The sequence below is a fragment of the Noviherbaspirillum autotrophicum genome, assembly GCF_000818395.1.
GTDB classification, from domain to species: Bacteria; Pseudomonadota; Gammaproteobacteria; order Burkholderiales; family Burkholderiaceae_D; genus Noviherbaspirillum; species Noviherbaspirillum autotrophicum.
Window position 1 is genome coordinate 1,089,230 of the sequence record NZ_JWJG01000028.1, and the last position, 25,227, is coordinate 1,114,456.

22 protein-coding genes are annotated in these 25,227 nt (G+C 63.1%); 4 read left to right on the top strand and 18 right to left on the bottom strand.

Annotated elements, in window-relative coordinates:
* Positions 1-9 precede the first annotated feature (9 nt).
* From TSA66_RS06290 to TSA66_RS06305, 4 genes are all read right to left on the bottom strand, one after another.
* Positions 10-1,188, bottom strand: a complete 1,179-nt coding sequence (locus TSA66_RS06290; protein WP_040039416.1) for a CaiB/BaiF CoA transferase family protein — start codon at positions 1,186-1,188, stop codon at positions 10-12.
* 10 nt (positions 1,189-1,198) lie between these two features.
* A complete protein-coding gene (locus tag TSA66_RS06295; protein ID WP_040039417.1) occupies positions 1,199-2,359 on the bottom strand; it encodes an acyl-CoA dehydrogenase family protein in 1,161 nt (386 codons plus the stop codon).
* Positions 2,360-2,374: 15 nt separating this feature from the next.
* Positions 2,375-3,238 carry an FAS1-like dehydratase domain-containing protein gene (locus TSA66_RS06300; protein WP_040039418.1) on the bottom strand — a complete coding sequence of 288 codons (864 nt, stop codon included), beginning with the start codon at positions 3,236-3,238 and terminating at the stop codon, positions 2,375-2,377.
* 115 nt (positions 3,239-3,353) lie between these two features.
* On the bottom strand, positions 3,354-3,947 hold the full coding sequence (locus tag TSA66_RS06305; protein WP_040039419.1) for a TetR/AcrR family transcriptional regulator: 594 nt from the start codon (positions 3,945-3,947) through the stop codon (positions 3,354-3,356).
* Between the two features lie 121 nt (positions 3,948-4,068).
* On the opposite strand from TSA66_RS06305, the gene TSA66_RS06310 reads away from it, so the two are divergent.
* Together TSA66_RS06310 and TSA66_RS06315 are read left to right on the top strand one after the other, a co-directional pair.
* The gene (locus TSA66_RS06310) at positions 4,069-4,887 is read left to right on the top strand and encodes a metal-dependent hydrolase (RefSeq protein WP_040039420.1); all 819 of its coding nucleotides are present in this window, start codon (positions 4,069-4,071) and stop codon (positions 4,885-4,887) included.
* A 95-nt stretch (positions 4,888-4,982) separates the two neighbouring features.
* Entirely contained in the window at positions 4,983-5,876 is an 894-nt protein-coding gene (locus TSA66_RS06315; protein ID WP_040039421.1) for a YihY/virulence factor BrkB family protein, read from the top strand.
* 9 nt (positions 5,877-5,885) lie between these two features.
* Here the strand turns inward: TSA66_RS06315 and TSA66_RS06320 are convergent, their stop codons facing one another.
* Positions 5,886-7,514, bottom strand: coding sequence for an HD family phosphohydrolase (locus tag TSA66_RS06320; RefSeq protein WP_040039422.1), 1,629 nt, complete (start codon positions 7,512-7,514; stop codon positions 5,886-5,888).
* A gap of 84 nt (positions 7,515-7,598) precedes the next feature.
* Complete coding sequence (locus TSA66_RS06325; RefSeq protein WP_040042268.1) at positions 7,599-8,366, bottom strand: 3',5'-cyclic-nucleotide phosphodiesterase; 768 nt, start codon at positions 8,364-8,366, stop codon at positions 7,599-7,601.
* A gap of 240 nt (positions 8,367-8,606) precedes the next feature.
* Here TSA66_RS06325 and TSA66_RS06330 point away from each other — a divergent pair, with 240 nt between their 5' ends.
* On the top strand, positions 8,607-10,967 hold the full coding sequence (locus TSA66_RS06330; protein ID WP_040039423.1) for a GspE/PulE family protein: 2,361 nt from the start codon (positions 8,607-8,609) through the stop codon (positions 10,965-10,967).
* A gap of 7 nt (positions 10,968-10,974) precedes the next feature.
* Here TSA66_RS06330 and TSA66_RS06335 read toward each other — a convergent pair whose 3' ends face one another.
* The 5 genes from TSA66_RS06335 to TSA66_RS06355 all read right to left on the bottom strand — a co-directional run bounded on the left by TSA66_RS06335 (position 10,975) and on the right by TSA66_RS06355 (position 14,883).
* Positions 10,975-11,793: a DUF2334 domain-containing protein gene (locus TSA66_RS06335; RefSeq protein WP_040039424.1), complete on the bottom strand. Its 819-nt coding sequence runs from the start codon at positions 11,791-11,793 to the stop codon at positions 10,975-10,977.
* The gene (locus TSA66_RS06340; RefSeq protein WP_040042269.1) at positions 11,780-12,892 is read right to left on the bottom strand and encodes a glycosyltransferase family 4 protein; all 1,113 of its coding nucleotides are present in this window, start codon (positions 12,890-12,892) and stop codon (positions 11,780-11,782) included. Before TSA66_RS06340 ends, TSA66_RS06335 begins: the two co-directional genes overlap by 14 nt.
* 91 nt (positions 12,893-12,983) lie before the next feature.
* Positions 12,984-13,583 (bottom strand): DUF938 domain-containing protein, encoded by a 600-nt coding sequence (locus TSA66_RS06345; protein ID WP_040039425.1) that lies wholly within the window; start codon positions 13,581-13,583, stop codon positions 12,984-12,986.
* Positions 13,584-13,622: 39 nt separating this feature from the next.
* A complete protein-coding gene (locus TSA66_RS06350) occupies positions 13,623-14,405 on the bottom strand; it encodes a Mut7-C ubiquitin/RNAse domain-containing protein (RefSeq protein ID WP_232429416.1) in 783 nt (260 codons plus the stop codon).
* Positions 14,380-14,883, bottom strand: a complete 504-nt coding sequence (locus tag TSA66_RS06355; RefSeq protein ID WP_040039426.1) for a phasin family protein — start codon at positions 14,881-14,883, stop codon at positions 14,380-14,382. The genes TSA66_RS06350 and TSA66_RS06355 overlap by 26 nt, the downstream gene beginning before the upstream one ends.
* Before the next feature lie 264 nt (positions 14,884-15,147).
* On the opposite strand from TSA66_RS06355, the gene TSA66_RS06360 reads away from it, so the two are divergent.
* On the top strand, positions 15,148-15,987 hold the full coding sequence (locus TSA66_RS06360) for a universal stress protein (RefSeq protein WP_040039427.1): 840 nt from the start codon (positions 15,148-15,150) through the stop codon (positions 15,985-15,987).
* An 86-nt stretch (positions 15,988-16,073) separates the two neighbouring features.
* Here TSA66_RS06360 and TSA66_RS06365 read toward each other — a convergent pair whose 3' ends face one another.
* The 7 genes from TSA66_RS06365 to TSA66_RS06395 all read right to left on the bottom strand — a co-directional run bounded on the left by TSA66_RS06365 (position 16,074) and on the right by TSA66_RS06395 (position 25,180).
* Positions 16,074-16,595 (bottom strand): hemerythrin domain-containing protein, encoded by a 522-nt coding sequence (locus TSA66_RS06365; protein ID WP_040039428.1) that lies wholly within the window; start codon positions 16,593-16,595, stop codon positions 16,074-16,076.
* 211 nt (positions 16,596-16,806) lie between these two features.
* Positions 16,807-18,504 (bottom strand): methyl-accepting chemotaxis protein, encoded by a 1,698-nt coding sequence (locus TSA66_RS06370; protein ID WP_040039429.1) that lies wholly within the window; start codon positions 18,502-18,504, stop codon positions 16,807-16,809.
* 295 nt (positions 18,505-18,799) lie between these two features.
* Complete coding sequence (locus tag TSA66_RS06375; protein WP_040039430.1) at positions 18,800-19,174, bottom strand: DUF1850 domain-containing protein; 375 nt, start codon at positions 19,172-19,174, stop codon at positions 18,800-18,802.
* On the bottom strand, positions 19,171-21,273 hold the full coding sequence (locus TSA66_RS06380; RefSeq protein ID WP_084199372.1) for a TRAP transporter permease: 2,103 nt from the start codon (positions 21,271-21,273) through the stop codon (positions 19,171-19,173). The genes TSA66_RS06375 and TSA66_RS06380 overlap by 4 nt, the downstream gene beginning before the upstream one ends.
* A gap of 67 nt (positions 21,274-21,340) precedes the next feature.
* Positions 21,341-22,300 (bottom strand): TAXI family TRAP transporter solute-binding subunit, encoded by a 960-nt coding sequence (locus TSA66_RS06385; protein WP_094298992.1) that lies wholly within the window; start codon positions 22,298-22,300, stop codon positions 21,341-21,343.
* A 225-nt stretch (positions 22,301-22,525) separates the two neighbouring features.
* Positions 22,526-23,884 carry a 3-oxoacyl-ACP reductase gene (locus TSA66_RS06390; protein ID WP_040039432.1) on the bottom strand — a complete coding sequence of 453 codons (1,359 nt, stop codon included), beginning with the start codon at positions 23,882-23,884 and terminating at the stop codon, positions 22,526-22,528.
* Between the two features lie 12 nt (positions 23,885-23,896).
* Complete coding sequence (locus TSA66_RS06395) at positions 23,897-25,180, bottom strand: acetyl-CoA C-acetyltransferase (RefSeq protein ID WP_040039433.1); 1,284 nt, start codon at positions 25,178-25,180, stop codon at positions 23,897-23,899.
* Positions 25,181-25,227: the final 47 nt, after the last annotated feature.

Genomic DNA, 25,227 nt, shown 5'->3' on the forward strand with positions numbered 1-25,227 from the left:
GATGTTGATTCAGATAGCTTTTTGGTCGCGCAGTTTCACGATGGCGTCGTCCGCATAGCCAAGTTCGCGCAGAATGCTGTCGGTATGCTGGCCCAGCGCGGGAATCGGATCCATGCGCGGCGCATAGGCGTCGGGCACGCCGGGCGGCAGCAGCGCGGGGATCTTGCCGACCGGTGTAGCGACTTCGGTCCAGCGTTCGCGCGCCTTCAGCTGCGGGTGCTGCCACAGGTCGTGCATGTCGTTCATGTGCGCATTGGCAATCTGGGCATCGTCCAGGCGGGCGATGACTTGCTCGGCGGTCATGGCGGCAAACACGTCGACGATGATCGCGCGCAGCTCCGCGCGCGCCACGGTGCGGCGCGAGTTCGATGAAAAGCGCGGGTCGGTCGCCAGTTCCGGCTGGCTCAGCACCTTGTCGCAGAAGGCCACCCACTCGCGCTCGTTCTGCAAACCGAGCATCACTGTCTTGCCATCGCCGGCAGGAAACGGACCGTAAGGATAGATCGTGGCATGGGCGGCGCCGGCACGAGGCGGCGGCGAGGCGCCGTTATAGGCGTAATACAGCGGATAGCTCATCCACTCGACCATACTTTCCAGCATCGATACATCGATGTTGCAGCCTTTGCCGGTTTTGCCTCGTTGAATCAGGGCCGCGAGAATATTGCTGTAGGCATACATGCCAGCCGAAATGTCGGCAATCGAGCAGCCGGCCTTGGCCGGTTCTTCCGGCGTGCCGGTAATCGACAGGAAGCCCGATTCGCTCTGGATCAGGAGGTCGTAAGCCTTGCGGTCGCGGTAGGGGCCGTCCGAGCCGTAGCCGGAAATGTCGCACACGATCAGGCGCGGGAATTTTTCGCGCAAGGCGTCATACGACAACCCGAGCCGGGCGGCGGCGCCGGGCGCCAGGTTCTGCACCAGCACATCGGCGCCTTCCAGCAGCTTGTTCAGTACCACGCTCGCCTCCTCGTGCTTGACGTCGAGGGTCAGGCTTTCCTTGGAGCGGTTGGTCCACACGAAGTGCGATGCCAGGCCGTTGACGCGTTCGTCGTAGGCACGGGCAAAGTCGCCGACGCCGGGGCGCTCGACCTTGATCACGCGCGCGCCGAGATCGGCCAGCTGACGTGTGCAGAACGGCGCGGCAATCGCGTGTTCCAGGGTGACGACGGTAATTCCATCCAATGGGCGCATGGTCATCTCCTCAGAACGAACGCGGCAGGCCGAGCACGTGTTCGGCCACGTACGACAGGATCAGGTTGGTCGAGATCGGCGCGACCTGATACAGGCGGGTTTCGCGGAACTTGCGCTCGACGTCGTATTCGTGAGCAAAGCCGAAGCCGCCGTGGAACTGCAGGCAGGCATTGGCCGCTTCCCACGAAGCGTCGGCCGCCAGCATCTTCGCCATGTTGGCTTGGGTGCCGCACGGCTGCTTCGCGTCAAACAGCTCGCACGCCTTGTAGCGCATCAGGTTGGCCGCCTCCAGGTTGATGTAGGCTTTCGCGATCGGGAACTGCACGCCCTGGTTCTGGCCGATCGGGCGGCCGAACACCACGCGCTCGTTCACGTACTTGGTCACCTTGTCGATGAACCAGTAGCCGTCGCCGATACATTCGGCAGCGATCAGCGTGCGCTCGGCGTTCAGGCCGTCGAGGATGTACTTGAAGCCCTTGCCCTCTTCGCCGATCAGGTTCTCTTGCGGGATTTCGAGGTTGTCGAAGAACAGCTCGTTGGTTTCATGGTTCACCATGTTCGGAATCGGCTGCACCGTCATGCCCTTGCCGATTGCGTCGTGCAGGTTGACGATGAAGATCGACATGCCTTCCGATTTCTTCTTCACGTCCGCCAAGGGCGTGGTGCGCGCCAGCAGGATCATCAGGTCGGAATGCTGCACGCGCGAGATCCACACCTTCTGGCCGTTCACCACATAGCGGTCGCCCTTCTTCACCGCCGTGGTCTTGATCTTGGTGGTGTCGGTGCCGGTGGTCGGCTCGGTGACCGCCATCGACTGCAGGCGCAGTTCGCCGGTCGCGATCTTCGGCAGGTACTGGCGCTTCTGCTGCTCCGAGCCATGGCGCAAGAGCGTGCCCATGTTGTACATCTGGCCGTGGCAGGCGCCGGAATTGCCGCCGGAGCGGTTGATCTCTTCCATGATGACCGACGCTTCGGTCAGGCCCAGCCCCGATCCGCCGTATTCCTGCGGGATCAGCGCGGCGAGCCAGCCGGCGTGGGTCAAGGCGTCGACGAACTGCTCGGGATAGCCGCGCTCTTCGTCGATCTTGCGAAAATATTCGGCCGGGAATTCGGCGCACAGGCTGCGCACCGCGTCGCGGATGTCCTGGTAGGCGTCATGCTGGACTGTCATTGATGTACTCCTTAATTATTTCTTGAGCGTGGCTGTGGCCTGCATCGCAAGCTCGCCGCGACTATTTTTGGCCCAGAGGTGAACGGTGCGGCCGTCGGCATCGGGTTGCCCGCACACCTCGAACGGCTCGATATCGAAGATCGGCCCGACGGCGCGGAATTCGAATGCAGCCAGTTGAGCGTCGGGCCGGTTGCGGTACAACAGGTCGACCAGCAGCGTGGCGATCAAGGGGCCGTGCACGATCAGGCCGGGATAGCCCTCGACCTCGGTGACGTAGCTGCGGTCGTAGTGGATGCGATGGCCGTTGAAGGTCAGCGCGGAATAGCGGAACAGCAGCACCGGGTCGGGCGTGACGGTGCGCGACCAGACGGCATCGGGCGGCGCCATTTTGGGCGCCGGTGCTTGCGCGCCCTTGGCCGGCATGTCGCGGTAGACGATGTCATGCTCTTCGGTGACGGCGATGGTGCCGCCGTGTGCGATCTGGTGCTGCACGGTGACGAAGGCCAGATTGCCGCTTCGGCCCTGCTTGGCGGTGACGCTCTTGATGCGCGAGGTGCGGGTGGCGGGCGCGCCGATCGGCAGCGGCGCGTCGAATGTCAGGCGGCCACCGGCCCACATGCGGCGCGGCAGCGGCACCGGCGGCAAAAATCCGCCGCGCTTCGCATGTCCGTCCGGGCCGACTTCGGATTGCGCATGGATGGACCAGAAATAAATCCAGTGCCACAGCGGCGGCAACGCGTCGCCCGGCTGTGGCGCAACCGCGCGATCGAGCACGGCAGCCAGCGCGGCGGCCATGTTGGTGGAGATGGTGTCGTGATGTTGCTCGGTTTTGCCTGTCCACTGTTGCAGAAAGGCCAAGTCGAGGGAAGGGCTATCCATGATGATCTGTGCAGGAATCGTGTGTTGACGGTCCTGCGCAGTGTGTGCCAGCGCTGGCGAAGTGACAATCTGGATTTTTGGAAGGGGGGCTTTGCCTGCGCTTGAGTAGAGGATGCTATGCCACGGACCGCACCAGTTGCACGGCCGGCGCGACCAGTTCTTCGAGCATGCCCACCCGGTCGCGCTCGATGGCGCGCAGCACCAGTTCGTGGATGCCGCCCACCACTGCCAGCGCCATGTCCGCCGACAGCGGGGGCCGTTCGCCATTGCCGGTGCGCTGCCCGTTCACCACGTCCAGCATGAACCGGACGATCTGGTCATGCGCGCGGCGCCGCGCCTCCAATCCAGCCGCGCCGAGGCCGAGAATCTCGATGAACAGGGTGCGGATCAGCACCGGATTCTGCGACAGACAGCCGAGGTAGGCGCGCATTGCCTGTTCCACCTGGTCGTGCCAGTCGCGGTCGGGATCGAGCGCATGGCGCAGCACATTAAGCGCATTGAGGCTGGCCGATTCGTACAGTGCTATCAGGCAATCGGCCTTGGTAGCAAAATGTTCGTAGAACGTGCGCCGCGACACACTTGCTGCGCGCACGATGTCGGCAATGGTGGTCTCGGCGTACCCCTTGCTGGCGACCGCATGGGCCATTCCCTCAAGCAAGCGTGCTCGATGTGGACTAGCGGCAACTTCGCTGCTGAATGTTTGATTCATCTTCGTGGCAAAGCAATCGGTACTTGACAGTACCAAGGATGTACACGACCATTATCGCATGGTACTGAGCAGTACCATTTCCGATGCCGAAGAATAATGTGCAATAAATGGGGACTCCATCATGACCGACCTCGTCGTGCGCCGCCTGCTGATCGATCTTGAAACGCCGTTTGAACGCCACTGGCATGGCGGGGATGCGTTCCGCTCCGCGTTTTTCAATGCGCTGTCGATGAGCTTCCCGGTCGGCGAGCAGTTCTTCATCGATGCGGTGCGCAACGGCTTCAAGGCGCTGCCGCTCCATAAGCAGGAACACTTCCGCAAAGAGGTGCAGGGCTTTGTTGGCCAGGAAGCAACGCATCGCCGCCTGCATGGCCTGTTCAACGGCCACCTTGAACAGCAGGGGCTGCAGAATGCGTGGGGACCGCGCGCCCTGAAACGCCAGAAGCTGATCGAGGGGCTCGATCCGCGGCATGCGCTGGCCATCACCACCGGCTATGAGCACTTCACGGCGATTTTTGCCGACTGGATGTTGCGCAACCATGACTTGCTGGATGGTGCCGAGCCACGCCTGAAAACCTTGTGGCTGTGGCACAGCGCCGAGGAGTCCGAACACAAGAGCACCGCGTTTGACCTGTACTATGCGCTGGGCGGGTCGCATGACCGCCGCCTCGCCTGGTTCCGCCGCGCGACCTTCTTCTTCCTGACCGATGTACTGCGCCAGACCATGAACAACCTGCAGCGCGACGGCACGCTGTGGCAATGGCGCACCTGGAAGAGCGGCGCTAGCTACCTGTTCGGCAAGCGCGGCGTGCTGCGGCAATCCTATCGGGCGTGGCGCGAGTATTTCCGAAAGGATTTCCATCCGTCGCAGCAAGAGAGCGACCTGTCGCGCCGTTGGCTGGAAAGCAATTCCAGAAACTTCTCCGTAGTCGGCGCCTGATCGCCTCTTTTTCCTTGCCCTGTCCTATCTCAGGATGCCCGGCCGGCCCGATTGCATAATCGTCGGGTCTTTTTACTCTTCGCATACCACTGGATATGGACAGGCAGGCGCAGCCGCTTACCTTTTTTCGGCGCGTGCGCGCGCTCGCCCTGTGCGCCGTCGAGCAATGGTTTGCCGACCGCGCTTCCAGCAAGGGCGCGGCGCTCGCCTACTACACCCTGTTTTCCCTGGCGCCGGTGCTGATCATGGTGCTGGCCATTGCCGGCGCCGTGTTCGGCGACGATGCGGCGCGCGGCGCCATCTTCGCGGAATTGAACGGACTGGTCGGGCCGGCGGGTGCCGAGGCGATCCAGCTGCTGCTTGCCAATGCGCGCAATCCGAAGGCCGGCGCCATCGCGACCGTCTCGGCGGCCGTACTGCTGTTCGTCGGCGCTACTACGGTGTTCAGCGAGCTGAAGGACAGCCTCGACGACATCTGGCGCGTGCCGCGCACGCACCAGTCGGGGATCATGGCCTTCGTGCGCACCCGCCTGCTGTCGTTCAGCCTGATCCTCGTGCTCGCTTTCCTGCTGCTGGTGTCGCTGACGGTCAATGCCGCGCTGGGCGCATTGCAAAAATACCTCGGCGGCTTCTGGGATGGCAGCGGCGGCATCCTGGTGCCGGTGTCGTCGCTCCTGTCGTTTGCGGTGATCGCCGCGCTGTTTGCCGCCATCTTCAAGCTGCTGCCGCAAACCCGCCTGCCGTGGCGCGACGTCGCCATCGGCGCGATCGGTACCGCCGCCCTGTTCACCGTCGGCAAGAACCTGATCGGACTGTATCTCGGCAACAGCAACATTGCGACCAGCTATGGCGCCGCCAGCTCGGTCGTCGTGCTGATGCTGTGGGTGTATTACTCGGCGCAGATTTTTTTCCTCGGCGCCGAATTCACACGGCAGTACGCGCTGTGGTTCGGCAGCCTGCGCGACACGCCACGCAACCCGCCGCCGTAAGCGGCGCGCTTATGGCACGTACCCCGGAATCCGGCTCTCGTCGACTTCGTCGATCTGCGCCGGGTCCATGAAGCGCCGCGCGTATTGCAGGTACACCTTCTCGCGCACGAACACGTCGAATAGGTCGGGGTCGATATGGTCGCGCACGCAAAAGCCGCCCAGGATCTGCAGCGATTCGCTCAGCGTCTTGCCCTTCTTGTACGGGCGGTCCTTGGCGGTCAGCGCCTCGAAGATATCGGCAATCGCCATCATGCGCGCCTGCACCGGCATCTGGTCGCCGCGCAGCCCGCGCGGATAGCCCTTGCCGTCCATGCGCTCGTGGTGGCCACCGGCGTATGCCGGCACGTTCTGCAAATGCTTCGGCCACGGCAGCGCTTCCAGCATGCGGATGGTGACGGAAATGTGATTGTTGATGATGTCGCGTTCGGCCGCGTTGAGCGTGCCGGCGCGTATCGTCAGGTTCTCGATTTCATCTGCATCCAGCAGGTCGCGCTCGTTGCCGTCGGGGCCGATCCAGCGCCGTTTCGCGATGTCGTTCACGCGCTGCTGGTCCTGCGGCGACATCGCCTCGGACCCGATATTGGCGCGGCGCAGGAAGTCGCGCTCCTCGTCCAGGCAAACCAGCTCCCGCGACAGCAGCGCGTCAATCTCCCCGTGGCGCCGCGCGTCGCCGCCGACAGTCAGTTTTTCCTTCAATGCGCGGATTTCGGCATCGCGCTTCAATACCTCGAAGCGGGTGTCGACCGTGTGGATGCGGTCGACGATGGTTTCCAGCTTGGTGCTCTTTTCGACCACGTGCACCGGCGTGGTGATCTTGCCGCAGTCGTGCAGCAGGCCGGCCAGCCACAACTGCTTGCGGTCGCGCTCGCGCATCGTGAATTCCGCGAAAGGGCCGCGTCCGGTGCGATGCACCGCGTCGGCCAACATCATGGTCAGTTCCGGCACATGCTCGCAGTGGCGGCCGGTGTGCGGCGACTTTTCATCGATGCCGATGTTGATCAGTTTGACAAAGGATTCGAACAGATTTTCCAGCAGCGCGATCAGCTGCTGGTTGGTGATCGCGATGGCGGCCTGCGACGCCAGCGCTTCGATCAGCCGCTGGTCGGTTTCGGAAAAAGCGCAGGTCTTGCCGGTCGCCGGATCGGTCGCATTGATCAGCTGCAGCACGCCGATCAGCTCGCCTTCATGATCCTGCATCGGCACAGTCAGAAACGATTGCGAGTGATAGCCGTAGGCCTGGTCGAACTTGCGCATCCCGGAGAAGTTGAAGACATCCACCTGGTAGACATCCTGGATGTTGACCGAGAGGCCGGTGTTGGCCGCATAGGCCGCGACCGCTCCCAGGTTCTCGCCACCCGACGCCGTAAACAGCGGGATGTTCGGGATGTCGACCGCGTTGCCGCTTGCGCCGCCCTGGTACATGCCGAGCGAATCGTTGATCGAGATGTGGAAGCACAGGCCTGTCCGGTCGGCGCTGACCCGGTACAAGGTGCCGCCGTCGGCATGCGTCATGTCCTTGGCCGCGCGCAGGATACGCTCGAGCAGCTGGCCCGTGTCGCGGTTGCGGCTCAGTTCCAGGCTCAGGTCGGTCAGCTGCTCGAGCCGCCTGGCGATGTCGGAATGCGTCAGTTCTGCCATGGGTTCTTCGGACACTGCCGCATGAGGGATGATTGGATATGCATCTGCTGGTCTTATTGTTTTTTCGGCAATGCCGTCGTTCGCTCAGAAAGTGAATGTGTCGCCGCACTGCAGCGCCCTGAGCGGGCGGCCGCCGGCAGCCGCCTTGAGTTCAGCCATGATCGCGTCCTCCTGCCCCGGCTTGAGGTGGTAGATCAGGAATTTGGTCGCATGCGGCATCGCAGCGATGTCGTCGAGCAGCGCCTGCGGGCAGAAATGCATGGATTTCCTTGCCAGTTCCGCTTCCCCATTCGGGAAGGAGCAATCGACGACCACCGTGCTCAGCCTGTGCTGTTCCAGCAGCGCGCGCCACAGTTCCGGCGTGCTGCTCATGTCGCCGGAAAACAGGAAACCGTCGCGCTCGTTCTGCACCCGGTAGGCAACTGCGCCCGGCATGTGGTTGACCGGGTGGGAAGTGATCGTGCGGGCGCCGAGCCGGATGGCCTCGCCCGGGACGAACGGCGCCCAGCGAAGGACCGGCGCTTGCGCGCTGGGGATGACGGAAAAATCGGGCCACAGCACCCAGTTGAACAGATGCTGCTGCAGCGCGGCGATCACGTCGCCGGAAGCGTGGACGGTCACCGCAGTGCTGCGCCGGCCCACCACCGAATCGGCCAGCAGTGCCAGGCCGGCGACATGGTCGAGGTGGCTGTGGGTGAGGAACACATGATCGATGGCGGCGAGTTGTTCGACGTCCAGATTCGTGACACCGGTTCCCGCATCGAGCAGGATGTCGTCATCGACGCGCAGACAAGTCGTGAACCGCTGCTGCCCGCCGATCCCGCCGGCGCAGCCGAGCACGTGCAGCTTCATGCGCGCCTCGTGCCACGCGCGCGTGTTCGCGCTGCACCGGCGCGCGCCGGAGAAAGTACCGCCATCCTGTCCTCCCATTGATGTTTTTTTGGATTGTAGACCGATTCCCGCGAATGTAGATCTATCCCGGCGGCCCCGGCAAAATGCGCCAATCTTCCATGCACCATTTTTACAACGGGAACTATAATTGAAAGCCGCCGCCTGCGGCGCCCCTGCCCGATGAAAACTGGATAAGACGAGATGAGCGCGGTCCCTGCAAACGGTACTCAGGATGAGGTCAACAACCGCCTGAATTTTTTCAAGAAACTCCAGGCCGTCACCAACAAGATCCATTCCACCAGCAACGTCGACGAGATCATGCTCGACCTGTCGCAGGATATCTGCGACCTGTTCAACTGTGACCGGCTGACGATCTACGCGGTGGCCGAAGACAAGAGCTCGATCGTATCGAAGGTCAAGACCGGCCTGAACTCGGTCAACCAGCTCAGGCTGGCGGTCTCCGACAAGAGCGTGGCAGGCTATGTCGCGCTGACGCGGCGTGTGGTCAATATCCGCGACGTGTACGACGACGCCGAACTGAAGTCGCACTCGCCGGAGCTGCACTTCCTGCGTGAAGTCGACCGCCGCACCGGCTACCGCACCAGGCAGATGCTAGTCGCGCCCGTCGTCGACGAGCGCAGCGGCGAACTGCAGGGCGTGGTCCAGCTCATCAACAACCGCGACGGCACCACCTTCTCCGGCATTGCCGAGGAAGGCATCAGGGAGTTGTGCAAGACGCTCGCCATCGCCTACGCGCAGCGCCTGCGCCCGGCATCCGTAGTGCGCTCGAAGTACGACCAGCTCGTCGCGGAAGCGGTGCTGTCGGCGCCCGAGCTGGAGCTGGCTACCCGCTCGGCGCGGCGCAAGAACGACGACATCGAGCAGGTGCTGGTGCGCGATTTCCAGGTCAGGTTGCCGGCCATCGGACAGGCGCTCTCGAAATTCTTCGGCGTGCCGTACGAGCCCTTCAAGGCGGACCGCATCAAGCCGGCGGACCTGCTGCGCAATCTCAAGCGCGAATACGTCGAGCAAAGCCACTGGCTGCCGGTGGAGGAAGGACCGGAAGGCATCGTGGTGCTCGCCACGGACCCGGAACAGGTAAGGAGCGCGCGCGTGATCGGCGACGTGTTCCCGAAAAAGAAACTGAGCTACCGGGTCACCACCAATGCCGAATTCCGGCAGACCATCGACCAGTTCTATGGCGCGGAAGCCGACATGGGATCGGTCGGCGACCTGCTGTCGGGGCTGGAGGAAGGCGACGAGGAAGGCGGCGAGCTGTCCGAATCGGACCTGTCGGCCGCCGCCGAAAACGAGCTGGTCAAGCTGGTCAACAAGATCATCGTCGACGCCTACCGCCAGGGTGCGTCCGACATCCACATCGAGCCGCGCCCGGGCAAGGAAAAAACCGTCATTCGCTTCCGCAAGGACGGCTCGCTGGAACCCTATATCGAAATCCCGGCCAGCTACCGCAACGCGCTGACCGCGCGCATCAAGATCATGTGCGACCTCGACATTTCCGAGCGCCGCAAGCCGCAGGACGGCAAGATCAAGTTCAAGAAATACGCATCGCTCGACATCGAGCTGCGGGTGGCGACCATTCCGTCGGCCGGCGGCGTGGAAGACATCGTGATGCGCATCCTGGCCGCGGGCGAACCGATCCCGCTCGACAAGCTGGGCGTGCTGCCGCATAACCTGGAGCGGCTCAAGAACACGGTGGGCAAGCCGTATGGCCTGTTCTTCGTGTGCGGACCGACCGGCTCCGGCAAGACCACCACGCTGCACTCGGTGCTCAATCATCTGAATACGCCCGACACCAAGATCTGGACCGCGGAAGACCCGGTCGAAATCACGCAGAAGGGCTTGCGCCAGGTGCAGGTGAACCGCAAGAGCGGCCTTGATTTCGCAACCGCGATGCGCGCCTTCCTGCGTGCCGATCCGGACGTGATCATGGTGGGCGAAATGCGCGACAAGGAAACGGTGGCAATGGGCATCGAAGCCTCGCTCACCGGCCACCTGGTGTTCTCCACGCTGCACACCAACAGCGCGCCGGAATCGATCGTGCGTCTGCTGGACATGGGCATGGATCCGTTCAACTTCGCCGACGCGCTGCTGGGCGTGCTGGCGCAGCGGCTGGCCAAGCGCCTGTGCGGGCACTGCAAGCTGGCCTACGAACCGGGTGCGGAAGAATTACAGCTGCTGCTATCGGAATATTGCGAGGAACTGCGCAACACCGAGCGCTTCCGCGAAGACGAGAGCGCCGCAAAAGACCAGGTCCTAGCCGGATGGCAGAAGCGTTACGCCGACGGCCAGGGCAAGTTCAAGCTGTACAAGGCCGTCGGCTGCGAGCAGTGCAATGGCGGCTACAAGGGCCGCGTCGGCCTGCACGAACTGATGATCGGCACCGACCGCCTGAAGCGCCTGATCCAGGAACACAGCCGGGTTGCGGTGATGCTCGCCGCCGCACTCGAAGACGGCATGCTGACGCTGAAGATGGACGGGATCGAAAAGGTCTTGTCGGGCATGACCGACATCAAGCAGGTGCGCGCGGTCTGCATCAAGTAGGCGCCGCTTACTCCCGCTGCCCCGCCAGTGCAGCCGTCTCGCGGCGCGCCGGATCCGGAGCGGCGGCAATATAGGCCTGGTAGGCGTTCGCAAACGCCGCCTTCGTCATCGGCTGCCGGTCTTCCAGCGCCGACTCGATCATCCGGTAAAAATGCCGCACGATGTCGGGATAGGCGGCGTCGATCGGATGCAGGCTGATGCGCAACAGCGGATTATCCTGCAGAGAACGCGACAGCACGGCGTTCCAGCCGCGCGACATGTGCCGCCGCCACGAACTGCGCACCGTGTATACCAGGCTTTGCGAGCGCAGCGCGCAATCACTGCGCAAGAGGTGAAAGCGGCGCAGGGTCGTGGTGTAGGAGAACGGGAAGTCGGCCAGCGCCCGCCATCCGCCCTCGCCCATCAGCCATGCCGGCGCAACGAACCCCTCCAGCGGCCAGCCGCGCTGGGCGAACCAGTCGCATCCGAGCTGCAGGCGGCGCCGCGCTTCGGTGCTGTCGATCGCGTAGAACTCGCCTTCGCGCCGGGTGTAAATTTCGCGCACCACGCTGTCGCGCCAGCCTTCTGCCCGCGGCGCTTCGTCGAGATGGGTATAGCCGTGCAGCACCAGTTCGTCGCCGCGCGCGAGGCGATATTCGAGCGCCCGTTCGAAGCGCCGGTTGCAGGCGTGCCGCTGGCGGTGATAGGCCGGCACCACCAGGAGGCTGACCGGAATGTCGGCGACGGAACGGACCGCGCGCAACAGCCGCTCGCACTGCAGCCAGGTGGCGGGCGCAACATCGTGAATCGACACGCACACGGCGCGCAGCGGCTCAGTCCGGTGCATACGAGCTTCCTACGCCGAACTCCACGTGGCGATGGGCGGCAAACAGGCTGGCGTAATGGTGCATCAATTGCGGCACGATCCGGCTCCAGTCGTATTGGGCAACAGTCCTGCGGCGCGCATTGCGACCCATCGCATCGATGTCCCTTTCGTAGAGATGGCGGATGCCTTCGGCCAGTGCGGACGCACTGCCCGGGCGCACCAGCACGCCGGTGCTGTCGTCGATCAGTTCGCTGATGCCGCCGGCGTCGGCACCGACCACCGGTATGCCGCAGGCCATCGCTTCCAGCACGATCAGGCCAAAGGTTTCCTGGTCGCCGGGATGAACCAGCATGTCGCAGCTGGCGATCAGTCCAGCCAATGCGGCGGCGTCGGGCTGGAAAGGCAGGTAGGTCACGCGGCTGGCCGACGGCAGGGTGCCGCCGCTGCCGACCATGACCAGGTGATAGGGATCGCCCAGGCGGCGCACTGCATCGAGCAGCAAGGGAAGCCGCTTTTCGCGCGTGAAGCGGCCGGCGTAAATGAGCAGCCGGGCCTCCTCCGGCAAGCCAAGTTCTTGCCGCAGCGCCGGATTCCTGCGCGCCGGGGAAAACGTCTGCGTGTCGACGCCCAGCGGCTGGTGGCGCGCCTGCGCGATGCCCATGTCGTGCAGCTGTCGTGTGACTGTCTGGCTGGGCGCAAGCACCATGTCGAAGTGACGGTAGAGCGAGCGCATGTAGCGATTGGCGAGGCGCTGCGCGGCGGGACCGAAGCGATGCGCGATCAGGCGCGGCAAGTCGGAATGGCAAAAGCCGACGGTGGGCGTGCCGGTGCGGTCGCGCACGCGCAGTGCCGCCCACGCCAGCTGATACGGGTCGCCGACCTCGATTAAGTCCGGTTCCAACTGCTGGATTTTATGCGCAGCAATGCGGCATGACAGCGGCATACGGTAACCCTTGGCATAAGGAATCGGCAAGCTCGGCACGCCGATGAAGCGCGCGCCCTTGGCCTCGATCATGGATGGCGCGACCACAACATGCTCGATGCTTGTCTGCCGTGCCAGCCAGTTTCCTTTCGCAGTCAGGTAGGTGCGCACACCCCCGCTTTCCGCGGTATAAAACATCGTGACGTCGACAAAGCGCAATTTGGGATGGGCTGTTGATAGTCAATACAAACACCGTAGCCGATAATCCGCCACCTCAGGTTGAGGCGTCTCAATCCATGCCGGCTCGCCAGACGAGCAGTCGATTGTTGGCCGGCATGGCATGGTCGGCCAGCAGGGTTAGTCCCTGCCTTGCCGCAAGGGCGTTCACCGCGTCGAAGTCGCGTATTCCCATGTGCGGCGCCTGGGCCTTTAATGCCGCGTCGAATTGCGCATTGCTGATGCTGGTGAACCGGCCGCCCTCATTGAACGGACCATAGATGCAGACAAGGCCGCCAGGACGCAGCACACGCCCGATTCCCACAAACATCGCCTCTACTTCCTGCCACGCCATGATGTGGCAGGTGTTGGCGGAAAACACTGCGTCATACGGCCCCTGCGGCCAGTCGGTGGATGCAACATCGAGCGCAAGCGGCGGCAGAACGTTGGGCAGGCGCGCCTCCTGCTGCCATGCAATGATGCTTGCATGATTGCATGGCAAATCACTGGTTTGCCATTGCAGGCGCGGCAGGTGCGCGCCAAAGTACACGGCGTGCTGCCCGGTGCCGCTGCCGATTTCGAGCACTTGCCGGCAGTCGGCCAGAACGTCGCGCAGCACGGCCAGGATCGGCTCGCGGTTGCGTTCGCAGGCGGCTGAAAATTGTTTGCTCATCGGGTGCGCAAAAAGCTTTCCTTATTCCGAAGCGCTGCACTATCCGCCGGCGCTGATGCCGGCCGCTCCCAGCATCTGTGCCACGCGACGGCGCATGCGCTCCACATGCGAACCTTCCCAGTACACCTGCGCGCAATCCTCGCACTCGTAGAAACGTTCGTAGAACTGGCGGCTGTGGTGCGGCACGCGGTGCTCGACAGCGGTTTTTTCCACGGTGCGCAAGACACCGTTGCAGTTCAGGCAGCGGCTGAAGGCGCGCACCAGGGGCGCGAGGTCGAAGCGGCCGATCACTTCCGCGATCTGGGCATCGCACGATATGGCGTGCAGGTAACAGCCGTAGACAATATCCTTGCGTATCAACAGGTCGCGGTCGCGCGTGAGCACGATGCGGTTTTCTTCGGCAGAAATGCGCGCCACGGCTGCGTCGCTGTAATCATTGCGGTACAGCACATCAAAACCGAGCATGCGCAAATTCTTCGCCAGCTGGCCGAGGTGGGCATCGGCGATGAAGCGCTCCGGCGGCAGCGGCCGCAGCCGGGGCAGCGTCGCCGCGTCGATGCCGGTAAAGCACGGATAGACGCTGACCGACTCGCGGTCGTGCAGGCGGTGCGAAAAATCGACCGGTGCACCGTCGACCAGGATCAGGTCGACTTCGGTGTGCGGCACGCCGAGCGCTTCGATCATGTGCTTGACGGAAGCATCGCGCGAACAGGTGTGTGCCACGCGGCGCTGCCGCTGCGCTGGCGGCAGGAAGTTGTTCAGCTCTGCATAAAAACGGAAATAGGCAGTGACCACGTCATCCATGCCCTGCGCGCGCGGCATGGGGCGCACTCGCCTGCACCGCCGCCGGCTGCGCTGCGCCATCCGCCATGCCGGCCAGGGGTTTCACCAGCGCTGTCATCAATGCGGTGCCGGACGGCGCCGCGCAGTCGAGATCGGCCAGCAAATCAAGCAGGCGGCGATTGGTGTCTGCCATACACATGCCCATTTCCCTGATGACTTCCTCTTGCATGGTGGAGGTGATATTCGCCAGGTAATAGCCGTAATCAAACACCCTTTCCGTATTTGGCCTGGCCTGGGCAGCAGCCAGCAGGAAGAATTGCCGTGCATTTTCCGCCGCAGCGAGTTGTCGGGCTACCAGATTCGACTGTTCGAACGTGGCGCGCGCAAGATTGAGATGCAAGTCGCTCAACCGTTCGATGCTGTCCACAGTTTTGTCCGCCAGCATGGCGGTGACCGTCCATTGCGAATCCAGTTGCGCCATCGCCGCTTGCGAGACACGGTCCCGGACTGAATGCATGCTGTCTCCTTATCGCTTCACTGTTCCGCCATTCCGGCGCTCCGATGCTGCAATGCCACGGGCCGCAGCGGAACTCGTTTCATCGATTCCATTTATTCTAAGTAAAGGTCTCCTGAAATCAAGGTCAAGCCGGTATCTCGTTTGATCTTGCTTACCCATTTGACGCCCGTCAAATTTCCCCGCATGCCTCCTTGTTTGGGTTGAAAAGGCTAGTCTAAGAAATTGTTCGGAGTTTGATTCAGGGTCGCGTCGCCGGAGATTGCCATGCCCTACAAGACCGTGCTCGTGCATGTGGATGAGTCTCGCCACGCGAGCGAGCGCATCAAGATCGCCGCCGCCATTGCGATGGCGGAAAACGCGCACCTGATCGGCACGGCCATGACCGGCGCATCGCGCTACCTGGCGCAGGCGCGCATGCTGGCCGAACTCGACCCGAACGTGAAGGCGCAGCTCGATTTCCTGCATGCACGCGCCATGCGCGGCCTTGACGATTTCGACGCCACCGCCCAAAAGCTGGGCCTGACTTCCTTCGAAAAGCGCCTGGTGGATGACGAAGCTGGCGGCGGCATTTGTTTGCAGGCACGTTATGCCGACCTGGTGGTGATCGGGCAAAACGATCCGAACGAATTGTCGCCAGTCGTGATGCCGGATTTCCCCGAATACGTGGTGCTCTATTCCGGACGGCCGGTACTGCTGGTGCCGTATTCCGGGCATTTCGAAGGCATCGGCAAGCATGTGCTGGTCGCCTGGGATGCCAGCATGCCAGCAACGCGCGCGGTGACCAGCGCCATCCCGCTGCTGCGGCGCGCCCAGACCGTGCAAGTCGTGGTCTTCAACCCGTATGCGCGGCCACAGGCTCACGGCAGCGTGCCCGGATCGGACATCGCGCTGTACCTGGCGCGGCATGATGTCAAGGTGGAAGTCTTGCAGCGCCAGGCCGAGCATGAAATCGGCGTGGCGCTGCAGGCGCTGGTGTCCGAATTGCAGGCAGACTTGCTGGTGATGGGCGGGTACGGCCACGCGCGCTTTCGCGAAATACTGCTGGGCGGCGTCACCAGCACGGTGCTGGATTCGATGCGGGTGCCGGTACTGATGGCCCATTAAGCACTCACATTAAGCACTCACATTAATGCGTTCATTGACATTCCTGCCGCGCTAGAAACCGCGCAGCAGGAATCGTTCGCCGCCGCTTAGGCGCCAGGACGTGACGTGCCGCGTTGTGCGCTTTCGCTGGCGCGGGATGCCACCATGTTCGATTCGAATGCCTGCATCTGCAATCCGATGGCTTGCAAGTCGAGGTTGGCTTGCCGTATCGCCGGGAATAGTTGCTGCTCCTCCACCTGGACATGCTGCAGCACTTCATCGCGCAATTGCTGGAATATGCGGTCGCACTGCGGATCGCTGTCATCCATGCCCTTGAGTTGCTGGATCAGCTGGTCGGCCTGCTCATGCTCGTTCTTGCACTGCTCGACGAGCGCGGTATTGGCCTGCGATACGGCGGGATAAAACGCGGCCTCTTCCAGCGCGGTATGCATTTCCAGCAATTCCAGGATGCGCCGGCCGGCTTCCTGCTTGACTTTCCGGTCCTGGGTATTGCAGTACCGATCGAACAGTTGCTTTACAAACTCGTGGTCTTTTTCCAGTGCCTGCATGGGCTGGTCCACAGGAAATGCGCCTTCGCCTCGTGTGCCAATAGGATCATCCGTCATCATTCGTTTCTCCATCCGTCGTCAAGCGACTCAAGTTGAACAATCGACGTCCCGCCGCACGTGCAAGCGGGCGTCCGGTCTCGCCTCAGTTGGATGCAAATCTCTCTACGGAATTCCGCCCGTGCTCAGAAAGTCGTGCAGGCATAAAAAAACCGGACACCTGTCACAAGGTGCCCGGCTGGCTGTCGTACCGGAGTTGCTTAGTACGAAGAAATTAAAACTCGGTCCAGTCTTCGTCGTTGCCACGCTGCGCATTGACGATGCGCTTCGGGCTTGGCGATAACGATGCCGAGCGCGTCTTGGCAAGCGGAATTACATGCGCGGAAGGCGCGGGCGCGACCTTGGCGGCTGCCGGCGCGGACTGCGGCACGTCGTTAAGCTTAAATACGCTCACCACATGCGACAGGTTGACCGCCTGCTCCTGCAGCGAGGCGGCGGCGGCGGCCGCTTCTTCCACCAGCGCGGCATTCTGCTGGGTGACTTCGTCCATCTGCGCGATGGCCTGATTGACTTGCTCGATGCCGTCGGTCTGTTCCTTGCTGGCGACCGAGATCTCGCCCATGATGTCGGTCACACGCCGGACGCTGTCGACGATTTCCTGCATCGTGGCGCCAGCCTGGTCGACCAGCTTGGCGCCGGTATCGACCTTTTCCACCGAATCATCGATCAGCGACTTGATTTCCTTGGCAGCCGCGGCCGAGCGCTGCGCCAGTTGCCGCACTTCGGTGGCCACCACCGCAAAACCCTTGCCCTGCTCGCCGGCGCGCGCAGCCTCGACTGCCGCATTCAGCGCGAGGATATTGGTCTGGAAAGCGATGCTGTCGATGACGCCGATGATGTCGACGATCTTCTTGGCCGACTCGTTGATCGAGCCCATGGTATCGACCACCTGCGACACCACGGCGCCGCCCTTGGTCGCCACTTCCGAGGCCGACATCGCGAGCCGGTTGGCCTGGATGGCGCTGTCGGCGTTCTGCTTCACGGTGGACGTGAGCTCTTCCATCGACGAGGCGGTTTCTTCCAGCGAACTGGCCTGCGTTTCGGTGCGGGCAGACAAGTCCATGTTGCCGGACGCAATCTGGCTTGATGCGGTAGCGATGGTTTCGGTACCGCCGCGCACTTCGCTGACGATGCGCACCAGCGCTTCATTCATTTCCTTCAGTGCCTGCAGCAGCTGGCCGGTTTCATCGCCGCTGGTGACCTCGATTCTGTTGGTCAGGTCGCCTGCCGCCACGCTCCTGGCCACCTTGACCGCGTCGGCCATTGGCTTGGCGATTGCGCGCACCAGCCAGATACAGATCGCGGCGCCGAGCAATACCGAGAACAGCATGCCGCTGGCGCACGAGTTGCGCACCCAGCGATAGCGCGTCTCGTTGTCCTCGAATTCCTTCTTGCCCATGTCGAGCTGGTATTGCACCAGGTTATTGGCGGCATCGCCAATCGCCACGGCCAGCGGATTCATCTTGTCGCGCATGATGCTGCCGGCCTTGGCGGTATCGGCTGCGCGCAGGGCGGCGACGGCCGGCTTCAATCCTTCCTCGACAAAGCTCTTGCGGGCGGTAATGAATTTGTCCGCCAGCTCCTTCTCCTTCGGTGAGAGCGGCGACGCCATGTAGGCGTTCCAGAGCTGGCTGATCTGCCCGATGCGCTGATCGACGGCATCCATTTCCTTGCCCACGGTCGACGGGTCGGCCGTCAGCGCCTGGGCCACGGCCAGTTCATTGGACTTGATCAGCCGAATGATCTGGTCGAGCTGCCCAGTCGGCACCAGCCGCTCCTGGTAGCTTGCCTTGAGTGATTCATTGGACATGTAAAGACTGGACAATCCGATGATCGCACCAGAAACACACATCAGCGACAGGAAACCGACGACAAAGATCAGCCGGGCCCTAATGGTGAGATTCTTAAACACGCGTACTCCCCCTATTTCTGCTTATCTTGTTTGCGCATGCAGCCTGCGGCGCAAATGTTGACTGAAATCAACAAGTTGTACGCAGAATATGTGCCACGAAAATGAAAAACGTTGATTGTCGTCAATATTATCATTGCGTTCAATGCTAGGAGGCAACTTTACAACGTGCCGTACCCTTCACGCCACTGCACAATAACAACATGAGACGCCTATTCCGATACCCGAGAATGACAAATTCAAAACACCCGGCCATTACCAGAGCCGTCCCACGGCGGCGTGTTTCCTGCTCCGGTAATTAATTGCAAGGCGCCAGTTCCACCTCCGGTGCCGCCTCCACCGGCCCGATGATGGCGGCCATGGCATGGCAAGCACCATCCCAGCACAGCTCGTAATCGGCAACGTACGGGGAACGCGCCAGCCGCAGGCGCGGCAGCGGCGGCAGTGCCGGCACGTAATGCCAGACGCCGTCCTTCAGCTGCGCGCCCTGCGGTGGTTCCATGCCGGCGCCGGAGCCGCGGATGCGCGCTTCCACCAGCTGCAGCCGGTCGCCGGCAATGCGGTAATCCTCTTCCCAGCGGATCTTTTCGATGGAATGGGTCCAGGCCAGCGTAAACGTTTGCAGCGGCAGCGCCACCGACAGCACGGCGGCCGCAACACACAAGGCGCTCACGCGACGGCCAGCTTGCGGCGCTGCATGATCTGCCAGGCCAGGAACACGGCAGCCAGCGCAAAACCGAGCTGGTCGGTCAACGGTACCGCCGCCACCAGCAGCGCCGCTGCCACGACGGCAATCAGCCGCTCCAGCAATTTCAGCGGCGCCCAGAGATAACCGACCGATGCTGCGCCCCACAACCCGATCGCCAACAATGCCTTGCACACCACGTAAACCACCGCCGCCACCGTCAGCTCGCCTTGCAGCATCAGCGCCGGATCGTAGACCGCCATATACGGGATCACGAAGCCGGCGATAGCAATCTGCGTAGCCTTGAACCCGATCTTCATCGGCGAATCCTTCGCAATCGACGCCGCGGCAAAGGCGGCCAGCGCCACCGGCGGGGTCAGGTCAGCCATAATGCCGAAATAGAACACGAACATGTGCGACACGATCAGCGGCACGCCCAGCTTGAGCAGCGCTGGCGCGGCGATCGAACTGGTGATGATGTAGTTCGGGATGGTCGGGATACCCATGCCAAGGATCAGGCACACGATCATCGTCAGCAACAGCGACAGGAACAGGCTGTTGGCGCCCACCTCGAGGATGAAGCCGGCAAAGCTGGAGGCGGCCCCAGTGAGCGTGAGCACACCGATGATGACGCCGACGATGGCGCAGGCCAGACCGACCGCCAGCGCCTGCTTGGCGCCGTCGACCAGGCTCGACTTCATCGTGTGCAGCGTCTTCCGCCCGCCCTTCACCCACAGGCAGGCCACGGCCAGCACCGCGATGATCGCCAGCACCGGATAAATGCCCAGCTTGACGAAGGTGGCGGCGCCCAGCCCCAGGGCGATCCAGAACACGTAGCGAAATGCCATACCGGACAGTTGCGCGGCGATGGCGGCGCCGAGAATCAGGATCGCGGTCAGCGCGAGGCCCGTCATGCCGGCGAACATCGGCGTGAAGCCGTGAAACAGCATGGCCACCAGTGCCGCCAGCGGCAGGACCAGGTACCAGTTCTTCTTCAGCGCAGCGACCGGGCTGGGACACTGCTCCTTCGGCAAGCCGGTCAATCCGGCGCGCCCCGCTTCCAGATGTACCATCCAGAACGCGGTTACGTAGTACAGGATGGCGGGAATGGCCGCCGCCTTGACGATGTCGACATAGGGCACGTTGAGCGTTTCGGCCATGATGAAGGCCACCGCGCCCATTACCGGCGGCATGATCTGGCCGCCCATCGACGAGGTCGCTTCCACCGCGCCGGCGAAGACCGAGGTGTAGCCGAAGCGCTTCATCAGGGGGATGGTGAACTGGCCGACGGTCAGCACGTTGGCCACGCCGGAGCCGGAAATGGTGCCCATGAAGCCGGAAGAAATCACCGCCACCTTGGCCGGGCCGCCCTTGGCATGGCCGACCAGGCCGAGCGCGATTGCGTTGAACAGGTTGATCATGCCGGCGTGCTCCAGGAAGGCGCCGAACAAGATGAAGAGGAAGATATAGGTTGCCGACACCATGGTCGGGATGCCGTAGATGCCCTCGGTGCCGGTGAACAGCTGGCCGATGACCTGGTCGTAGCCGAAGCCGCGGTGTGCGATCGCGTCCGGCAGGTATTGTCCGAACAGCCCGTACAGCAGGAAGGCGCCGCATACCAGCGGCAGCGCCAGCCCGAGGATGCGCCGCACCGCCTCGAACACCAGCGCCACCACGATCGTCCCCACCACCAGGTCAGCCGTGCTGGGGTCGCCAGCGCGCTGGATCAGGTCGGCTTCGAAAATCCACTGGTAGGTGCCGAGAGCAAAACCGGTCGCGGCCAGCAGCCAGTCGTACCATGGAATGTTGTTGTGCTTGCCGCGCTTGAGCGCCGGATACAGCAGGAAGCACAGCATCAGCAAAAAGCCCACGTGCAGCGAGCGGATCACCAGGCTCGAGAGCGGGTGAAAGGCGGCGACCACGAGCTGATAGCCGGAAAAGCTCAGCGCTGATGCGGTCAGGATCTTCAGCGGCAAGCCGCTCAGATGGCGTTGCACGCCGTGCTCCTGGAATTGCTCGCCTGCGTCCGGCGCGGCATCGCCCGCAGCGCCTCGGGATGGGGCCGCGTGAAGATTCAGTTCTGACATGAACGTGCTCCTTGATGGAATGGCGGCGCGGTTCGGCCGAAGCCGTCCGCGCTCTATCATTATTGCGTTACTTGATCAGGCCGGCCTCGCGGTAGTACTTCTCGGCGCCGGGATGCAGCGGCAACGGCATGCCCTTGATCGCGTTTTCCTTCTTGATCGCCTTGGCAGCGGCATGCGCGGCCAGGAGCTGGTCGGTATTGTCGAAGACGGCCTTGGTCATCTTGTAGACGGTATCGGCCGGCACGCCCTCGTGCGTCACCAGGAAGTTCTGCACGTACGCGGTCGGCACGTCCGCCGCCTGGCCTTCATAGGTCTTGGCCGGAATCACGCCGGACTGGTAGGCCCCATCGCCCACCTTGGCCACCACCTCGGCCGGCACCGGCACCACCACGATCTGGATCGAGGTGGCCAGATCGCGCAGCGAGGATACGCCCAGCCCGGCCGACTGCAGCGTCGCGTCGAGCTGGCGGTTCTTCATCAGCTCGACCGATTCGCCGAACGGCAGGTATTCCACCTTGGCAAAATCCTTGTAGGTCATGCCGGCCGCCTTGAAGATGGCGCGCGCATTGAGCTCGGTGCCGGACTTGGGCGCGCCGACCGAGATGCGCTTGCCCTTGAGGTCGGCCAGGGTCTTGATGCCGGAGTCGGCGGAGGCGACGATCTGGATATAGTTGGGATAGATGCCGGCCACGCCGCGCAGCTTTTTCAGCGGGGCCTTGAAGCCGGCTTCCGCGTCGCCCTTCCAGGCATCCGACAGCGAGTCGCCCAGGGAGAAGGCGAGTTCGCCGCGGCCGGCCTGCAGCAGGTTCAGGTTCTCGGCCGATGCCTTGGTCGCCTGCACCGAAGTCTTGGCGTTCGGGATCGCCTTGGCATAGAACTGCGACAGCGCCACGCCCATCGGGTAGTAGACGCCGCTGGTGCCGCCGGTCAGGATATTGATGTACTGCTGCTGCCCAAGCGCCGGTGCCGCAGCCAGCAGCGCCACGCCAGCCGTCGCCAGCAAGCGGCGAAGGAATACAGAAACCATGGTCATCTCCTCTATCGAATCGTTATTGGTGACGCTATTGGTCTGTCATGCACATTCGGTTACCAGACCAATCGTGCCTCGACCATTGTATTAGGAGTCGGCCAATCGGGTTTACGGGGAATAACAAGGAGAGATAACTATTTGAAAAGAAATGGTTTTCCGCAATCGCAGCGCGGATGGCACGGCAGCGGCGCCCCTTGCGCGGGAGGGCGCGCCATGCCGGAATCAGGCGCCGATCAGGCCCTGTCCGCATACGCGGATAGTGGCGCCGCTGATGCCGTACGCTCCCGGCGTGCACAGGAAGGCGATGAGTTCCGCCGCGTCCCTGGGCTTGCCGCCCTGCTTGAGCGAATTCATGCGCCGGCCGGCTTCGCGCATCATGAACGGCATGTCGTCGGTCATGGCCGTCTCGATAAAGCCGGGCGCAATGGCATTGATGCAGATGCCCCGCGACGCGAGTTTCGGCGCCTGCGCGGCGACATAACCGATCAGCGCCGCCTTCGTGAACGCATAGTTGGTCTGGCCGAAGTTGCCGGCCACGCCGCTGATGGAAGACAGGCAGACGATGCGCGCGCCCTCGCGCAGGACTTTTTCCGCCAGCAAGATCTCATCGATGGCGGCGATGGCGGCGAAATTGATATTCACCACCATGTCCCAATAGTGCTCCTTCATATTGGCGAGCGTGCGATCGCGCGTGATGCCGGCGTTGTGCACCAGGATATCCAGGCCGCCAAACTTTTCCTTAAAAAATTCGGCCAGCCGGTGCGGCGCCTCCGGCGCGGAAATATCCATCATCAAGGGAATTGCGCCGATCTCCGAGCAGGCCTGATGCAGCGCATCGGCCGCGCCGGGCACGTCCAGGCAAACCACCTGCGCGCCTTCCTGCGCCAGCCGGTACGCCGTGGCGCGGCCAATGCCGCGCGCGCTCCCGGTGACCAGCGCCACCTTACCCTTTAACGCAGCCGCGAACGGCAGCACCGCCGGTGCGGCGACCTGCGCCGTGATACGCACCACCTGCCCGGAAACATAGGTCGCCTGTACGCCGCAAAAGAACCGCACCGCTCCTGCGAGGCGGTCGAGCGCATCGCGTGCGACGCAGGCGAGATTGACGGTGATGCCGTCCTTGCCGAGCTCCTTGCCGAGGGCGCGGCTAAAGCCCTCGATGCCACGTGCGGCGGCCGCCGCCACCGCGTCCTGCGCCTCGTCCGGCGGCGCGGCGACAATCAGCACGCGGCCATTGCGGGCAATGCGGCGCATTAACGGATGAAAGACGTCGTAAAGCGCACGGCAATCCGCCGGGCTGGCGCAGCCGGTGGCATCCATGACGACGATGTCGACGCGTTCACGGCTGTTTTCCTGCAACGCCTCCAGCGGCGCGGCGCCAGCCTCCTCTATAGACGCAAGCAAGCTGTCGGCCGCATAGCCATTGCGGGAACGGGCAAGCAGCACCGTCTTGCCGGCAAACGGCCTGGCTTGATACCCTCCTTCGGCGCGCGCCAGTTCAACCGGGTTGGGCAAGCCGAGTTTCTTGACGATACCGGCCGTCGCCGGGTTTTTCGCCAGCGTCATGAGCAGATCGGACATGCGTGACTCTCCTTACTTTTCCAGAATCGCCGTCACGCCCTGCCCACCGGCGGCGCAAATCGAGATCAGCCCGCGCCCGCCGCCGGCCTCGTCCAGGATCTTCGCCAGCGTGGCGACCACGCGCCCGCCGGTGGCGGCAAACGGATGGCCCGTGGCAATCGAGCTGCCCTTGACGTTGAGCCTGGCGCGGTCGATGCTGCCGAGCGGCTGGTCCAGGCCGAGCTTGTCGCGGCAGAATTCCGGCGACTCCCATGCCGCTAGCGTGCACAGCACGACTGATGCGAACGCCTCGTGGATTTCGTAGAAGTCGAAATCCTGCAGCGCCAGCCCGTGCTTTTGCAGCATGCGGGCAATGGCATAAGCCGGCGCCATCAACAAGCCTTCGCGCTCGTCGATGAAATCGACGGCGGCCACCTCGCCCGCTGTGATGTAGGCGAGAATCGGCAAGCCCTTTTTCCTGGCCCAGTCTTCCGATGCCAGCAGCACGGCCGAGGCGCCATCGGTCAGTGGCGAGGAATTGGCCGCGGTAATGGTGCCGCCCTTGCGTTCGAAGGCCGGCGCCAGCTTGCCCATTTTTTCAAGCGAAGTGTCGGGGCGCAGATTGTTGTCGCGTTTCAGTCCGTGATACGGCATCACCAGGTCGTCGAAAAAGCCGACTTCATACGCCTTGGCGAGGTTGCGATGACTGGCCAACGCCAGTTCGTCCTGCGCCTCGCGGCTGATGCCGTAGCGGCTGGCGGTGAGTTGCGCATGCTGGCCCATCGACTTGCCGGTGCGCGGCTCGGCATTCGCCGGAATTTCGGGAATCAGGTGCGACGGCCTGAACAGGCCGAGCGCTGCCTTCAGCCGCTCGCCGCCGGAGCGGGCGGCATTGAGCTTCATCAGGCCGCGCTGCAGGCCAGGGTTGACGGCGATCGGCGCATCGGAGGTGGTGTCGGTGCCGCAGGCGATGCCGACCTCGATCTGTCCGAGCGCAATCTTGTTGGCCACCAGGATCGCCGCTTCCAGGCCGGTGCCGCAGGCTTGCTGGATGTCGTAGGCCGGCGTGTTCGGATGCAGGCCGCTCGACAGCGTGCACTCGCGCACCAGGTTCCAGTCGCGCGCATGCTTCATGACCGCGCCGCCTGCCACTTCGCCCAGCAGATCGCCCTGCAGGTTGTATTTCTGTACCAGGCCGCGCAGGGTATCGGTCAGCATGGTCTTGTTGCTCAGCTGCGCATAGGTCGTATTGGAGCGCGCGAACGGAATGCGGTTTGCGCCGACGATGGCGACGCGGCGAGGAGGTCCGTAATGCATGGAAGTTCCTTTATGTAAGGTACTGCCGGGAGCCGTCGGCCCGCCGC

Coding starts and splice junctions, on each gene's coding strand:
- TSA66_RS06290 (WP_040039416.1), bottom strand. CDS start 1,188: ATGCGCCCATTGGATGGAATTACCGTCGTCACCCTGGAACACGCGATT.
- TSA66_RS06295 (WP_040039417.1), bottom strand. CDS start 2,359: ATGACAGTCCAGCATGACGCCTACCAGGACATCCGCGACGCGGTGCGC.
- TSA66_RS06300 (WP_040039418.1), bottom strand. CDS start 3,238: ATGGATAGCCCTTCCCTCGACTTGGCCTTTCTGCAACAGTGGACAGGC.
- TSA66_RS06305 (WP_040039419.1), bottom strand. CDS start 3,947: ATGAATCAAACATTCAGCAGCGAAGTTGCCGCTAGTCCACATCGAGCA.
- TSA66_RS06310 (WP_040039420.1), top strand. CDS start 4,069: ATGACCGACCTCGTCGTGCGCCGCCTGCTGATCGATCTTGAAACGCCG.
- TSA66_RS06315 (WP_040039421.1), top strand. CDS start 4,983: ATGGACAGGCAGGCGCAGCCGCTTACCTTTTTTCGGCGCGTGCGCGCG.
- TSA66_RS06320 (WP_040039422.1), bottom strand. CDS start 7,514: ATGGCAGAACTGACGCATTCCGACATCGCCAGGCGGCTCGAGCAGCTG.
- TSA66_RS06325 (WP_040042268.1), bottom strand. CDS start 8,366: ATGAAGCTGCACGTGCTCGGCTGCGCCGGCGGGATCGGCGGGCAGCAG.
- TSA66_RS06330 (WP_040039423.1), top strand. CDS start 8,607: ATGAGCGCGGTCCCTGCAAACGGTACTCAGGATGAGGTCAACAACCGC.
- TSA66_RS06335 (WP_040039424.1), bottom strand. CDS start 11,793: ATGCACCGGACTGAGCCGCTGCGCGCCGTGTGCGTGTCGATTCACGAT.
- TSA66_RS06340 (WP_040042269.1), bottom strand. CDS start 12,892: ATGTTTTATACCGCGGAAAGCGGGGGTGTGCGCACCTACCTGACTGCG.
- TSA66_RS06345 (WP_040039425.1), bottom strand. CDS start 13,583: ATGAGCAAACAATTTTCAGCCGCCTGCGAACGCAACCGCGAGCCGATC.
- TSA66_RS06350 (WP_232429416.1), bottom strand. CDS start 14,405: ATGCCGCGCGCGCAGGGCATGGATGACGTGGTCACTGCCTATTTCCGT.
- TSA66_RS06355 (WP_040039426.1), bottom strand. CDS start 14,883: ATGCATTCAGTCCGGGACCGTGTCTCGCAAGCGGCGATGGCGCAACTG.
- TSA66_RS06360 (WP_040039427.1), top strand. CDS start 15,148: ATGCCCTACAAGACCGTGCTCGTGCATGTGGATGAGTCTCGCCACGCG.
- TSA66_RS06365 (WP_040039428.1), bottom strand. CDS start 16,595: ATGATGACGGATGATCCTATTGGCACACGAGGCGAAGGCGCATTTCCT.
- TSA66_RS06380 (WP_084199372.1), bottom strand. CDS start 21,273: ATGTCAGAACTGAATCTTCACGCGGCCCCATCCCGAGGCGCTGCGGGC.
- TSA66_RS06385 (WP_094298992.1), bottom strand. CDS start 22,300: ATGGTTTCTGTATTCCTTCGCCGCTTGCTGGCGACGGCTGGCGTGGCG.
- TSA66_RS06390 (WP_040039432.1), bottom strand. CDS start 23,884: ATGTCCGATCTGCTCATGACGCTGGCGAAAAACCCGGCGACGGCCGGT.
- TSA66_RS06395 (WP_040039433.1), bottom strand. CDS start 25,180: ATGCATTACGGACCTCCTCGCCGCGTCGCCATCGTCGGCGCAAACCGC.